This window comes from Streptomyces sp. NPDC020958, assembly GCF_055562175.1.
On the sequence record NZ_JBVHFU010000003.1, the window covers coordinates 640,466 to 653,025 of the forward strand.

The window sequence follows — 12,560 nt, forward strand, 5'->3', positions numbered from 1 at the left end:
TTCGCTTTCAGGAGGGGACCAACTCGGGGACACGGGCGGGGAGCCGGTCGGTGACCGAGGCGGCGAGGGTGCGGACGGTGAGCAGCCGCACCGGGCCCCCGACCGCCGTGAGCCGCGCCAGTAGACCGTGCGGTACCAGCACCAACTGCCCTGCCCGCACGGAACGTTCGCCGGTGGACGTACCGAGCAGCAGGTCACCCTCCAGCACGAGGACCGCCTCCTCCACGCCGTGCTCGGGGGTCGCCGCGAGGGCCGCGCCGGGCGGGAGCCGCCAGTGCTCCACCGCTTCGCACTCGCTGTGCAGCATCCCCCGGCGCACCAGGCACGTCCACGCTCCCGCCGGGCCGTCGCCCACGTCGGCGAGCACCGCCTCGGTGGTGGTCGAGATGATCACGACGCCTCCACCCGGTGCCCGGGGAGGGCGAGGGTCACGACCAGCAGTCGCAGCGGGGTGACGGCCTCGAAGGCGGTGGACGAACCGGCGGCCAGGGTGACACAGGTGTCCGGCGCCAGTTCGGCCGTGGTGCCGTCGGCGGTCGCCCGGCCGGTGCCGTCGTGCACGAAGACGGCGAGTTCCGCGTCGGGCGAGCCCAGCGGGGTCTGTTCACCCGCGTCCAGCTCGACGGACGCCACCCGGCGCAGCGGGCCGGTGAAGACGCCGTCCGTGCCGACGGTCCCTTCACGGAAGAGGTCGTGGATGACTGCGTCGCCCATAGGGGGAACTCCCGGGTGGCTGAGGTCGGCTCCGGACAGGACGGCGTCGGTGCCGGGTGCGAGTGTTTCGATGACCCACCAGTCGAGGTCGACGGCCCCGGTGTTGCGCAGCCCGTGGATGTTCCCGGGCGCCGTCAGGGCGAGCGATCCCGGCCCGACGGGGTGGGCGACGCCGTTGAAGAGGAACTCCCCGTGTCCACGCAGGACGAGGTAGATCTCCTCGGTACGGGTGTGGCGGTGCTCCCCGCTGAGTCCGCCCGGCGGGATGGAGGCCCATTCGACGGCCTCGGTCGCGGAGTCCAGCTGGCGGCGGCCCGCGAAGCACTTCCAGTGCGTGCGCCCGGCGGCGCCGTGCACGCCGTAGACCGTCGCGGCGCCGGCCACGGTCCCGATCGAGCGGAAGGCACGGGGGTGACCGCCGGCCGCGGGGCCGAGGACCGGCCGGGGGCCGGCGGTCGGTTCGGGGGCGGGGACCGGTCGGTGGCCGGTGGCCGGTTCGGAGGTGGCGGTGGTCGGTTCGGGTGTGGTGGTGGCCTGGGTGGTCACCGGGAGACTCCCGAGACCAGCGTGCCGAGCGCCTCCGCCGCCGCGCCGAGTTCGGCCTCGGTGACGTCGTTGACGAACACGGCGCTGCCGATGCCGACCGGGAGCGGCAGCCGCTGCTTGCCGTCACGGTGCCGCACGGTGTCGCGCAACGCGTCCACCAGCGTCTCCGGCGTGCACAGGGGGTGCCAGGCGGGCAGCCCCAGGCGGGCCATCACCCCGAGGACACGGTCCCGCTGGTAGGCGCTGACCAGTCCGCGGCGCTCGGCCATGACCGTGGTGAGCGCCATGTCGACGGCCACGGCCTCCCCGTGCAGCAGCGCGGGCAGCGCGTGCATCTCGATGGTCGGGCTGAACGTGTGCCCGTAGTCGACCACCCGTTCCAGGACCTTCTCCCACAGGTTGGGCTGGAGTTCCTCCAGCATCCCCTGGATCGCCCGCTCGACCACCTCGGTCGCGGGGTCCAGGTGCAGTCCGCGGGCCGCGAGCCGCTGGTCCACCGGTACGTCGGCCGGGGTGGGGCCGACGGACGCCGGACTCTGCAGCTTGGTGCTCAGCAGGTCGGCGCCGTGCTGTTCGAGCAGGTCGAACAGGCGGGCGTCCTTGATCAGCGCGATCTTGAGGATCTCGGCCAGTCCGTTGCTGATGTGCCGTGCGTCGAGCGTGGCCAGGAACGACCGGTCCAGCAGGGTGCGGTCGGCCGGGAAGTAGGTGCCGAGCCGGTTCTTGTGACCGTTGTGGTTGACGCCGGTCTTGGCGCCGACTCCCGCGTCCACCAGTCCGATCAGGGTGGTGGGGATGCGGATGAACGGGGTGGAGCGCCGGTAGAGGCTGGCGGCGAAGCCGACGATGTCCATGAGCACGCCGCCGCCGATGGCGATGACGGGTTCACGACGGCGGTCGATGCCGAAGGCGTCGAGGGCCTCGGCCACGTGCAGCACCGCGTTCACCGACTTGTGCGTCTCGCCGTCGTCAAGCACCAACACCCGGTGGCCGACCCCGTGGTGCTCGAAGTAGGCGCGGATCCGGTCGCCGTAGAGTTCGTCGACCACGCGGTCGGTGACGACGAAGCGCCGCTGGCCGCCACTGCTCGGGGCGTCCTCCAGGATGGTGGTGTTCTCGGGGTCGAGCAGGTTCTCGCAGGCCCGTATCTCGTACTGCACCGGGTTGCTGGTCTGCACCGACCAGTGGGTGACCGGGCTGCCCACGGCAAAAAGACCTTCGTTGTCACGTGTGGTCCGGGTTTCCTGCTGCATCAGGCTTCCGCCTCCGACGAAGAGTCTCGGTTCGGGTTCGTCGCGAATCCGGTCGGGGCAGTTCGTTCGATGATCCGCGCCGCGAAGCCCTCAGGGCCGCGTGCGCCGGATCCGGCCACCTCACCGTGGCCTGCCCCCCGTCGCCGTGTCGACCCTGGCACAACGTTCGATGCGCACGCAAGGACATGATGGCGATGTCGACGGAATGGGCGGCCGAAAGTTGACCCCTAGGTGGGGGCAAATGCGCTGCCGTCTGGGGGTATTGATCGGATCGGGAGATCCGGGATGGCTTGAAGTGGTCAATGCATGCATGCTTCCGCAAGGAATCAGGTCGTCCGCCTCGTGCCGGCGTACCGGCTGGGACGTGAAAAGCCCCCCGTTCGACGGGGGGCCTGGCCGGGCGGAGGTTACTGGTCGAGGGTCGGTGCGTACCGCAGTCGGGCGACCACCGAACTGGTCCGACTGTCCACGGACGCCACCTCCAGGGCCATGCCGACCTCGCGGCGGAAGAGGTTGCCGATGTCCGCGACCGTGGACCGGCCGGCGTCCGTGATGCGCACCACCACGCCCCTGCGGTCCGTCCCGTGGGCCCCCTTCTGGGCGAGGCCCCGGGTCTCCAGGCGCTGGGCGGCGCGGGTGGCCGACGACTGGTTGAGGCCGAGGAGCTGGGCGAGTTCGTTCATGCGGATGCCCGCCGGGTCGCCGTTGCTCAGCGCCCGCAGCGCGAGGAAGTCCGTGAGGCCCAGGTCGAAGTCCTCGGAGAGCCTGCGGTCCAGCGTGGTGCCGACCTCGGCGACGAGAACCGACAACTGGCTCCACAGTTCGACGCTGTCTTCCTTGCGCGTTCGCATGATGTCGCCTTTCGGGGTGCCCGAGGGTTCCGCCGTCCGCCGGAGGACCTTCCGGGCACGGTGAGGGAGGGGCAGGCTCGGTCCCGGGGCGGCCGGGACGGGCAGGCCGTACCCAGGGTACGAGGCGGTGGCAGTCAAGGAAACCCTCCTGCCATCCGCCTTTTACATGCCCGCACAACGAGATTCACGGTTCCTTGAACCGGTGACCGTTCGACGGACCAACTTCTGCATGGCAAAACCCCAGTTGGGAGGCCATACGGGATGGTCCCTCGCGGCTCGGTCGACGCCCTTGTTCCTTGCGTGCGCATCGACATTGCCATACTGTCGCCCTTGGCCGGCCCCTGGTCGCGAGCAGGTGGCCGCAGTCCGAGCATTCGTGTTGCCGTGCGGTGCCCAGCACCCGGCGCACCATTCCAAGGGGGAACCATGCTCAACACCGGCACGGCATCGTCGTCCACACCGGTGCTCTCCGGCCTGCCCACGGCGCGGGCCGTGGACCACTACGCCTTCACGGTGCCGCACCTCGACGAGGCCATCGCCTACGTCACCGGTGTGCTGGGAGGCGAGCTCTGCTACCGGGAGGGGCCGGTCGAGGACCCCGTGGGTGACTGGATGACCCGCAAACTGGGCGTCCATCCACGGGCCACGGCCCAGGTCGCGCTCGTCAGGCTCGGCCCGTACAGCAATCTGGAGCTCTTCCAGTACACCGCCCCCGGCCAGTCGGTCGCGCCGCCCGGCCCGAACGACGTGGGCGGCCACCACCTCGCCCTCGCGGTGGCGGACCCGGACCTGGCCGAGGAGCACCTGCGCCGGGCGGGCACCGTCCGCCTCGGTCCGCCGGACGCCCTGGACGGGGCCCGGCGCTGGTTCCTGACGCCCTGGGGCATGCTGCTCTCGCTGCGTGGCCCCGGGCCGCGTCCCCACGGGGGCTTCGTGCCCGGCCCGGCGCGGTACGCGAACGCCGTCCAGCGGTCGCTGGGCCTGCTCGGCGTGGAGCACGTCGGCTACACGGTCGCCGACCTGGACGCCGCCACCGCCTTCTTCACCGACGTGCTCGGAGCCGAACCGGTGGAGCACACCGAGGGTGCGACGGACGGGGCGGAGGGGCACTGGCCGCCCGGCGCCGAGCGGTCCCGGCGGACGCTGCTGCGCACCGGACCGACCGCCAACTGCGAACTGACCCAGAGCGGGACGGGCGCGCTGCGGTCCCGGCCGCCGGGCAACAGCGACGTCGGCGGTCATCATCTGGCCTTCTACGTGGACGACGTGGACGCGGCCGCCTCCTATCTCCGCGAGCAGCGGGGCGTACGGCTGATGGGCGACCCGGAGACCATCACCGAGGGCCCCATCGCGGGTGACCGCTGGCTGTACTTCAGCACCCCGATCGGCATCCAGATGGAGATCATCAACATGCCGGACGGAGCACTGCCGTACGAGACCATGACCTCGGCCCGGCGCGCCACTCCCGGCGGCCTGCGCTGGCACGACCGCCCCTGACGCCGAGCCCCAACTGCCGCCTCCCTTAGGGGTAAACGTTTCTCCGTGCGGTCCGGAAAGCCCTGCCCGGCCAGGGCCGGCCGCCCGGCACGGCGTCACCGCCGCCCCCACCCGCAACCGACCCGCGGGGAACCGGATCCCCGCCGGGCCAGCGCTTTCCCGGCCGGGCCGGCACCGTCCGCACCCCACTCGACCCCTGCACGGCATGCCGCCGCCGGCCCCCGGAGGGACCCGGCGAGCACGTACCCGGCACGTACGGATCCCGCGCGAGAGGGGCCGGTGTCCACGGGCCCCGTGTACGAACCCCGCGTGCGCTCGTCCGCGTGCCTTTCCACCGTCACCACCCCATCACCGCAAGGACTCGCTCATGTCTTCGCCCGATCTCACACCCCCCGACTCCGCCCTCACCGCCCTCGCCTCCGTACCGGTGGGCCGGCGCGTGCACCGTCGGACGTTTCTCTCCGGCACCGCCGCCGCGGGAGGTGCGCTCGCGGTCACCGCGGCCGGTCTGACGCCCGCCGTCGCGGCGGGGACGGACCACCCGGCAGCCCCCGCCGCCGCGGACCCGGCGCCCGTCACCGTGCGCCCGACGGACCGGCGCTACGCCGACCTGCGGCGCGGTACGAACCAGCGCTGGGTCGGCAGCCCGGACCGGATCGTGCTGGCCACCTCCACGGCCGACGTGGTGCGGACCGTGCAGCAGGCGGTCGACTCCGGCAGGCGACTGGCCGTCCGCAGCGGCGGCCACTGCTACGAGAACTTCACCACCGACCAGGACATCACCGTCGTCCTCGACCTCTCCCGGATGGACGAGATCTCCTACGACGCGCAGCGCCGGGCGTTCTCGGTCCGGCCCGGTGCCCAACTCGGCCGCGTGTACGACCGCCTCTACAAGGGCTGGGGCGTCTACCTCCCGGCCGGCAACTGCCCGACCGTCGCGGCCGGGGGACACATTCAGGGCGGCGGCTACGGTGCCATGAGCCGGCGCGACGGACTCGCGGTCGACCACCTCTACGGCATCGAGGTCGTGGTCGTCGGCGCGGACGGGACCGCCCGCGCGGTCACCGCCACCCGCGAACCCGACGACCCCAACCGGGAACTGTGGTGGGCCCACACCGGAGGCGGTGGCGGCAACTTCGGCGTGGTCACCCGCTACTGGCTGCGCTCCCCGGACGCCACCGGCAGCGATCCCGCCGCCCAACTCCCCACGCCCCCGCGCGAGGTATGGCTCAGCGAGGTCGCCTGGCCCTGGGAACAGCTGACCGAGGCCCGTTTCACCCGGCTGATGTGGAACCACGGCGACTGGCACACCCGCAACAGCGCTCCGGACTCCCCGTACACGGCCCTGTTCAGCCAGCTCAAGCCCTTCCACAAGTCGGCCGGCGCGGTCGTGCTCGACTCGTTGATCGACGCCGGCGCCCCCGGCGCCGAACGGCTGCTGCAGAACTACGTGTCCGAGGTCGGTGCCGGGGTCGGCGTCACGCCGGAGGTCCGTCAGTACCGGCGGGTGCCGTGGCTGCACGCCACCCAGTGGCCGGGCTTCACCGGTCCGGACCCCACGGTCAGGTTCAAGGGCAAGTCCGTCTACGCCCGGCGCACCTACACCGACGCCCAGATCGCCGCGGCCTACCGGCACCTGACCCGCGACGACTTCCACAACCCGGGCGCGCTGCTCATGATCGCCTCGTACGGCGGCAACGTGAACCGGGTCGCCCCCGACGACACGGCGGTGCCGCAGCGCGACTCCGTGCTCAAGTACCAGGTCGTCTCGCTGTGGAACGACGCGGCCGACGACGAGGCCAACATCGCCTGGGTCCGGGAGTGCTACCGGGACATGTTCGCCGCCACCGGCGGTGTGCCGGTACCGAACGAGACCAACGACGGCTGCTTCGTCAACTACGCCGACGTCGACCTCGCCGATCCCCGCTGGAACACCTCGGGCGTGCCGTGGCACGACCTCTACTACAAGAACGGCTACCGGCGGCTCCAGAAGGCGAAGGCCACCTGGGACCCCACCGGGTTCTTCCGGCACGCGCAGTCGGTGCGGCCCGCGTGACCCCCTCCACCCCAGCCCGCTCTCACACACCGAGGTGATCCTCGTGTCCACTGCTCCCGTCGAATCCGCCGGCGTCGGATCCACCGCCTCCGCCGTGCCGGGGCACGCGTCCCGGCTGCCCTCGCTCACCGGGATGCGGTTCTTCGCCGCCTTCCTGGTCTTCCTGTTCCACCTGTCGCTGCTCGACGCCTACTCCACCACCGGCGAGGGCCACGGCCCGTTCGCCTCCGCCCTGAAGAACGGCGGCTGGGCCGGTGTCACCTTCTTCTTCATCCTCAGCGGCTTCGTACTGACCTGGTCGGCCAGGGACAACGACACCTCCCGCGCGTTCTGGGGCCGCCGGCTGGTCAAGATCTATCCCAACCACGTCGTCACCTTCTTCCTCGCGCTGGCCTCCTACGCCTACGTGTCGGCCACCTGGGGGCGCGGCATCCCCAACTTCCTGCTGCTGCAGGCCTGGATACCGCGCGACGACGTGTTCTTCAGCATCAACAACCCCAGTTGGTCACTCTCCTGCGAACTCGTCTTCTACCTGCTCTTCCCGGCCCTGAACCGCGCGGTTGGCCGGATCCGCGCCGAACGGCTGTGGTGGTGGGCCGCCGGGACCGGTGCGGCGATCGTTCTGCTGCCGCTGGCCGTGCAACTGCTGCCGACCGGGGAGACGTTCGGGCCGCACCACGCCAACTCGCCGCTGTACGGGCACTCGATCACCCAGATGTGGCTCGTGTACATCTTCCCGCCGGTCCGGGTGCTCGACTTCCTGCTCGGCATCCTGATGGCACGGATCGTGCTGGCGGGCCGGTGGGTCGGACTGGGAGTGCTGCCTGCCCTGGCGCTCACGGTGGCGGCGTACGCGGCGAGCCTGTACGTCCCCTTCCTCTTCTCCCTGAACGCCGTCGTCGTGGTCCCGTTCGCCCTGCTGATCTCCGCCGCCGCGGCACGGGACGCACAGGGCCGGGGGACCGCGGTGAGCGGACGTGTCTGGGTGTGGCTGGGCGAGGTGTCGTTCGCCTTCTACCTGGTGCACCAGATCCTGCTGTCCGTCACGCAGGAACGGTTCGGCTTCCGGACGGCTCACTCGCCCGCCGTGGCCGTCGGCGTGGCCGCCCTCGTGGCCGCGGTGAGCCTGCTGCTGGCCTGGCTGCTGTACGTCGGCGTCGAGCGGCCCGCGGTACGGGCATGGGCGCGCCGCGCCCGGACGGCGCGGCAGGCGTCCGGTACGGCGACTCCGGACGCCTCCCGGCCGCCGCGGGACGACAGCGACCGCGCCGTCCCCCTCGGCACGACCTGACCCTCGCCGACAAGGAGGCCGTCACCATGCCGCTGCCCGTCTTCGCGATGATGCTCTGCACCTTCTGCATCGGCACCGCCGAGAGCGTCGTCGCCGGCATCCTGCCCGCGATCGCGCGGGACGCCGGTGTCTCGCTGACCGCCGTCGGCATGCTCATCAGCGTGTACGCCCTCGCGGTGGTGCTGCTCGGCCCGTTCGTCACGGCGGTCACGGCACGGTTCCGCCGGAGTCTGCTGATGCCCGGCATGATGGGCGTGTTCGTCCTCGGCAACGCGCTGGCCGCGCTCGCCCCCGGCTTCGGCTGGCTCGTCGCCGGCCGGGTGACGAGCGCGGTGGTGCACTCCACGCTCATCGCCGCCTTCGTCGCGACGGCACGGGACATGGCGCCCGCGGACCGCAGGGCCGCCTGGGGGGCCAAGGTCACCCTCGGCATCGGGCTGTCCAGCGTGGCCGGTGTCCCGGCCGGCACCTTGATCGGGAACGCCTTCGGCTGGCGCGCCACCTTCTGGGCGCTGGCCGCGCTGAGTCTGGCCGCCGCCCTGCTGCTGACACTGAGCACGGTGCCCGACGCCCCACCGCCGGCCGCCGCCGCCCCGGCGGCGACCGCCCCGTACGGGGAGACGGCGGCCGGCGGACCGCACGGCGGGGCGGGTGACCGTGCAGCGCGCGGGTGGTTCGGCGCGGCGGGGCCGATGCTGCTCGTCGCCCTGCTGATCGTGCTCGGCACGGGAGGGGTGTTCGCTCTCTACACGTACGCCTCGCCGTATCTCACCGAGTCCGCGGGTTTCGGGCCGCGGGCCGTCACCGTGCTGCTCCTGCTCTACGGCGCCGGCGGCATCGCCGGCAACACGGCCGGCGGCCGGGCCGCCGACCTCTTCCCCCGCCGGACCGTGCTCGTGACCCTGGGCGCGGCCACGGCCGGCCTGCTGCTGCTCGGCCTGCCGGTCACCGGGAAGTGGGCCGTGGCCGGCCTGTTCTGCCTGCTGGGAGCCGCCTACTTCGCCACCATCCCGGCCCTCAACACCCAGATGGTGGCCGCGGCCGGTCCGTCGTCGCCGACCATGGCGCTGACCGTCAACAACTCGGCGTTCTGCGTCGGTATCGCGCTCGGCAGCTGGCTCGGCGGGGTCCTGCTGGCACACGGCCGTGCCGTGCCCTCCGTGGCCGCGGCCGGTGCCGCCCTGACCGCGGCCGCCCTCCTGCTCGCCCTGGCCGTGCCGGGCCGCCGGCGGCGGAGCGGGGCAGCGGACGGGGAACCGGACGGGGCCGTGCGCACGGGGCGGTCGGACCCGGCCGTCACGGGCCGCCCCCGCTGACCGTCACGCGCGACTACCATGGTCACTTCACGCCGCAGGCCGGACAGGAGGGGCGGACATGCTCAGAGAGGTCACGGCCACCCGCTACCTCGCGCCGCTCCACTCCGGGGGGTCCGTCCCGGGAGTCGTCGAGGCCGACGACCTGGGCACGTACGTGGTGAAGTTCACCGGGTCGGCGCAGGGGCGCAAGGCGCTGGTCGCCGAGGTGATCGTGGGGGAGCTGGCGCGGGCGCTCGGGCTGCGCTTCCCCGAGCTGGTGACGGTGCGCTTCGACCCCGCCATCGCCGCCCACGAGCCGCACCAGGAGGTGCGCGAGCTGCACGCGGCCAGCGCGGGGGTGAACCTGGGGATGGACTTCCTGCCGGGTGCCAGGGACTTCACCCCGGAGATCGCCGAGGTCTTCCCGGTGGACCCGCTGGAGGCGGGCCGGATCGTCTGGTTGGACGCGCTCACCGTCAATGTCGACCGTACGGTGCACAGCTCCAACCTCATGGTCTGGCCGGCCCTCGGCATCGCGCGGCCGCGCCTGTGGCTCATCGACCACGGTGCCGCCCTCGTCTTCCACCACCGCTGGGACACCTCGACGCCCGACAAGGCCTACGACTTCCGTCACCACGCCCTCGGCCGGTACGGCCCCGACACCCGGGCGGCGGACGCCGAACTCGCGCCCAGGGTGACCGAGCAGCTGCTCGGGGACATCCTCGCCGAGGTTCCGGACGCCTGGCTCACCGACTTCGGCACCCCGGACGAGATGCGCGAGGCCTATGCCGGTTACCTGCTGGCACGGGCACGGAGCTCGGCCCGGTGGCTTCCCACCGACTTCCCGGGCCGCGACCAGCTCGCCTCCGAGGAGGCGGCCCGCGCGGCCAGGACCAGGCAAGGACGCCCGGCCTGGCTGAAGCAGGTGCCCGACCTGCACGGGAAACCCGCGGCGGAACAGGATTGGTCGGTGCACCTCGGATGAGTGACAACGGACGCGTCGAGATCGAGTACTGCACCCAGTGCCGCTGGCTGCCCCGGGCGGCCTGGCTGGCGCAGGAGCTGCTGACCACCTTCGAGACCGAGCTGACCGAACTGGTGCTCAGACCCGGCAAGGGCGGGGTCTTCGTCGTCCGCGTCGGGGACGAGGTGGTGTGGGACCGGCGCGAACAGGGCTTCCCCGAACCCACGGCGGTGAAGCAGGCGGTACGTGACCGAGTGGCCCCGGGAAGGTCCCTGGGCCACTCGGACACCCCGGCCTAGAACCGCGTCTCTCGCGCCACCAGGGCGCGTCGAGCCTTCTAGCCGCGGAGCTGCTGGTAGGCGGGAAGCGTCAGGAAGTCCGCGTAGTCCTCGTCGAGCGAGACCTGGAGCAGCAGGTCGTGGGCCTGCTGCCAGTGCCCGGCCGCGAAGGCCTCCTCGCCGATCTCCTCGCGGACGGCGGCGAGTTCCTCGGCGGCGACCTTGCGGGCCAGCTCCGGGGTGGCCCGCTCGCCGTTCTCGAACTCGACGCCCGCGTTGATCCACTGCCAGATCTGCGAGCGGGAGATCTCGGCGGTGGCCGCGTCCTCCATGAGGTTGAAGATGGCCACCGCGCCCAGGCCGCGCAGCCACGCCTCGATGTAACGGATGCCCACCTGCACGGCGTTGACCAGACCGGCGTAGGTCGGCCTGGCCTCCAGCGAGTCGACGGCGATCAGGTCGGCCGCCGCCACCTGGACGTCCTCGCGCAGCCGGTCCTTCTGGTTCGGCCGGTCGCCGAGCACCCGGTCGAAGGACTCCAGGGCGATCGGGACCAGGTCGGGGTGGGCGACCCAGGAGCCGTCGAAGCCGTCGTTCGCCTCGCGGTCCTTGTCGGCGCGGACCTTCTCGAAGGCCACCTTGTTGACTTCGGCGTCCCGGCGGGACGGGATGAACGCCGCCATGCCGCCGATCGCGTGCGCACCGCGCTTGTGGCAGGTGCGGACGAGGAGTTCGGTGTACGCCCGCATGAACGGGGCGGTCATCGTCACGGCGTTGCGGTCCGGCAGGACGAACTTCGGCCCGCCGTCACGGAAGTTCTTGATGATGGAGAACAGGTAGTCCCAGCGTCCCGCGTTCAACCCCGAGGCGTGGTCGCGCAGTTCCCAGAGGATCTCCTCCATCTCGTACGCGGCGGTGATCGTCTCGATCAGCACGGTGGCGCGGACGGTGCCCTGCGGGATGCCGAGGTGGTCCTGGGCGAACACGAACACGTCGTTCCACAGCCGGGCTTCGAGGTGCGACTCGGTCTTCGGGAGGTAGAAGTAGGGCCCCTTGCCGAGGTCGAGCAGCCGCCGCGCGTTGTGGAAGAAGTAGAGCCCGAAGTCGACGAAGGCGCCGGGCACCTGCTCGCCGTCGACCTCGATGTGCCGCTCGTTCAGGTGCCAGCCGCGCGGCCGCATGACGACCGTCGCCAGCTCCTCGTTCGGCCGCAGGGCGTACGACTTGCCGCTCGCCGGGTCCGTGAAGTCGATGTTCCGGGTGTAGGCGTCGATCAGGTTCAGCTGCCCCAGGACGACGTTCTCCCAGGTGGGCGCGGAGGCGTCCTCGAAGTCCGCGAGCCAGATCCGGGCGCCCGAGTTGAGGGCGTTGATGGTCATCTTGCGGTCGGTGGGGCCGGTGATCTCCACCCGCCGGTCGTCGAGGGCCGCGGGGGAGGGGGCCACCCGCCAGGAGTCGTCGGCGCGGATCGCCGCGGTCTCGGGGAGGAAGTCGAGGGTCGAGGTGCGGGCGATCTCGGCGCGGCGCTCGGCGCGGCGGGCGAGGAGTTCGGCGCGGCGCGGCGAGAACCGCCGGTGCAGTTCGGCCACGAAGGCGAGCGCCGCGTCGGTGAGGACCTCCTCCTGCCGGGGCAGGGGCTCGGCGTCGACGATGGCCGGCCCAGACGGCGCTGGTGCGGACATGAGCTGTCACTTCCTTCAGCGGTGGCACCGGGTGCCAGTCGTTCCGGTGGAGCGAAGCATGCCCGCGCGGGGGCACGGGAGCTTCTGGACAGTGGATACTAGTTTCCTCATCGTGGAAGTTCAATGGTTTGTT

11 protein-coding genes are annotated in these 12,560 nt (G+C 71.9%); 6 read left to right on the top strand and 5 right to left on the bottom strand.

Annotation, left to right across the window (positions count from 1 at the left end; all coding sequences use genetic code 11):
- Positions 1 to 7 precede the first annotated feature (7 nt).
- The 4 genes from ACZ3KP_RS13095 to ACZ3KP_RS13110 all read right to left on the bottom strand — a co-directional run bounded on the left by ACZ3KP_RS13095 (position 8) and on the right by ACZ3KP_RS13110 (position 3,364).
- A complete protein-coding gene (locus ACZ3KP_RS13095; RefSeq protein ID WP_467498979.1) occupies positions 8 to 394 on the bottom strand; it encodes a cupin domain-containing protein in 387 nt (128 codons plus the stop codon).
- Complete coding sequence (locus ACZ3KP_RS13100; protein ID WP_467498981.1) at positions 391 to 1,260, bottom strand: cupin domain-containing protein; 870 nt, start codon at positions 1,258 to 1,260, stop codon at positions 391 to 393. Before ACZ3KP_RS13100 ends, ACZ3KP_RS13095 begins: the two co-directional genes overlap by 4 nt.
- On the bottom strand, positions 1,257 to 2,465 hold the full coding sequence (locus tag ACZ3KP_RS13105; RefSeq protein ID WP_467498983.1) for a sedoheptulose 7-phosphate cyclase: 1,209 nt from the start codon (positions 2,463 to 2,465) through the stop codon (positions 1,257 to 1,259). Before ACZ3KP_RS13105 ends, ACZ3KP_RS13100 begins: the two co-directional genes overlap by 4 nt.
- A 455-nt stretch (positions 2,466 to 2,920) precedes the next feature.
- The gene (locus ACZ3KP_RS13110; protein ID WP_046734646.1) at positions 2,921 to 3,364 is read right to left on the bottom strand and encodes a MarR family winged helix-turn-helix transcriptional regulator; all 444 of its coding nucleotides are present in this window, start codon (positions 3,362 to 3,364) and stop codon (positions 2,921 to 2,923) included.
- Positions 3,365 to 3,790: 426 nt separating this feature from the next.
- Here ACZ3KP_RS13110 and ACZ3KP_RS13115 point away from each other — a divergent pair, with 426 nt between their 5' ends.
- From ACZ3KP_RS13115 to ACZ3KP_RS13140, 6 genes are all read left to right on the top strand, one after another.
- Positions 3,791 to 4,861 carry a VOC family protein gene (locus ACZ3KP_RS13115; RefSeq protein ID WP_358987270.1) on the top strand — a complete coding sequence of 357 codons (1,071 nt, stop codon included), beginning with the start codon at positions 3,791 to 3,793 and terminating at the stop codon, positions 4,859 to 4,861.
- 367 nt (positions 4,862 to 5,228) lie between these two features.
- The gene (locus ACZ3KP_RS13120) at positions 5,229 to 6,917 is read left to right on the top strand and encodes an FAD-binding oxidoreductase (protein WP_467498986.1); all 1,689 of its coding nucleotides are present in this window, start codon (positions 5,229 to 5,231) and stop codon (positions 6,915 to 6,917) included.
- Between the two features lie 43 nt (positions 6,918 to 6,960).
- Positions 6,961 to 8,208: an acyltransferase family protein gene (locus ACZ3KP_RS13125; protein ID WP_467498988.1), complete on the top strand. Its 1,248-nt coding sequence runs from the start codon at positions 6,961 to 6,963 to the stop codon at positions 8,206 to 8,208.
- On the top strand, positions 8,097 to 9,524 hold the full coding sequence (locus ACZ3KP_RS13130) for an MFS transporter (RefSeq protein ID WP_467498990.1): 1,428 nt from the start codon (positions 8,097 to 8,099) through the stop codon (positions 9,522 to 9,524). Before ACZ3KP_RS13125 ends, ACZ3KP_RS13130 begins: the two co-directional genes overlap by 112 nt.
- Positions 9,525 to 9,582: 58 nt before the next feature.
- Positions 9,583 to 10,488: a HipA family kinase gene (locus ACZ3KP_RS13135; RefSeq protein ID WP_467498992.1), complete on the top strand. Its 906-nt coding sequence runs from the start codon at positions 9,583 to 9,585 to the stop codon at positions 10,486 to 10,488.
- On the top strand, positions 10,485 to 10,766 hold the full coding sequence (locus tag ACZ3KP_RS13140) for an Rdx family protein (protein ID WP_358980237.1): 282 nt from the start codon (positions 10,485 to 10,487) through the stop codon (positions 10,764 to 10,766). Before ACZ3KP_RS13135 ends, ACZ3KP_RS13140 begins: the two co-directional genes overlap by 4 nt.
- Before the next feature lie 38 nt (positions 10,767 to 10,804).
- Here the strand turns inward: ACZ3KP_RS13140 and aceB are convergent, their stop codons facing one another.
- On the bottom strand, positions 10,805 to 12,427 hold the full coding sequence (aceB, locus tag ACZ3KP_RS13145) for a malate synthase A (protein WP_358980239.1): 1,623 nt from the start codon (positions 12,425 to 12,427) through the stop codon (positions 10,805 to 10,807).
- Positions 12,428 to 12,560: the final 133 nt, after the last annotated feature.

Bases quoted from the DNA above. Each gene is read 5' to 3' on its own strand.
- ACZ3KP_RS13110 (WP_046734646.1), bottom strand. From the start codon at position 3,364: ATGCGAACGCGCAAGGAAGACAGCGTCGAACTGTGGAGCCAGTTGTCG.
- ACZ3KP_RS13115 (WP_358987270.1), top strand. From the start codon at position 3,791: ATGCTCAACACCGGCACGGCATCGTCGTCCACACCGGTGCTCTCCGGC.
- ACZ3KP_RS13120 (WP_467498986.1), top strand. From the start codon at position 5,229: ATGTCTTCGCCCGATCTCACACCCCCCGACTCCGCCCTCACCGCCCTC.
- ACZ3KP_RS13130 (WP_467498990.1), top strand. From the start codon at position 8,097: ATGGGCGCGCCGCGCCCGGACGGCGCGGCAGGCGTCCGGTACGGCGAC.
- ACZ3KP_RS13135 (WP_467498992.1), top strand. From the start codon at position 9,583: ATGCTCAGAGAGGTCACGGCCACCCGCTACCTCGCGCCGCTCCACTCC.
- ACZ3KP_RS13140 (WP_358980237.1), top strand. From the start codon at position 10,485: ATGAGTGACAACGGACGCGTCGAGATCGAGTACTGCACCCAGTGCCGC.
- aceB (WP_358980239.1), bottom strand. From the start codon at position 12,427: ATGTCCGCACCAGCGCCGTCTGGGCCGGCCATCGTCGACGCCGAGCCC.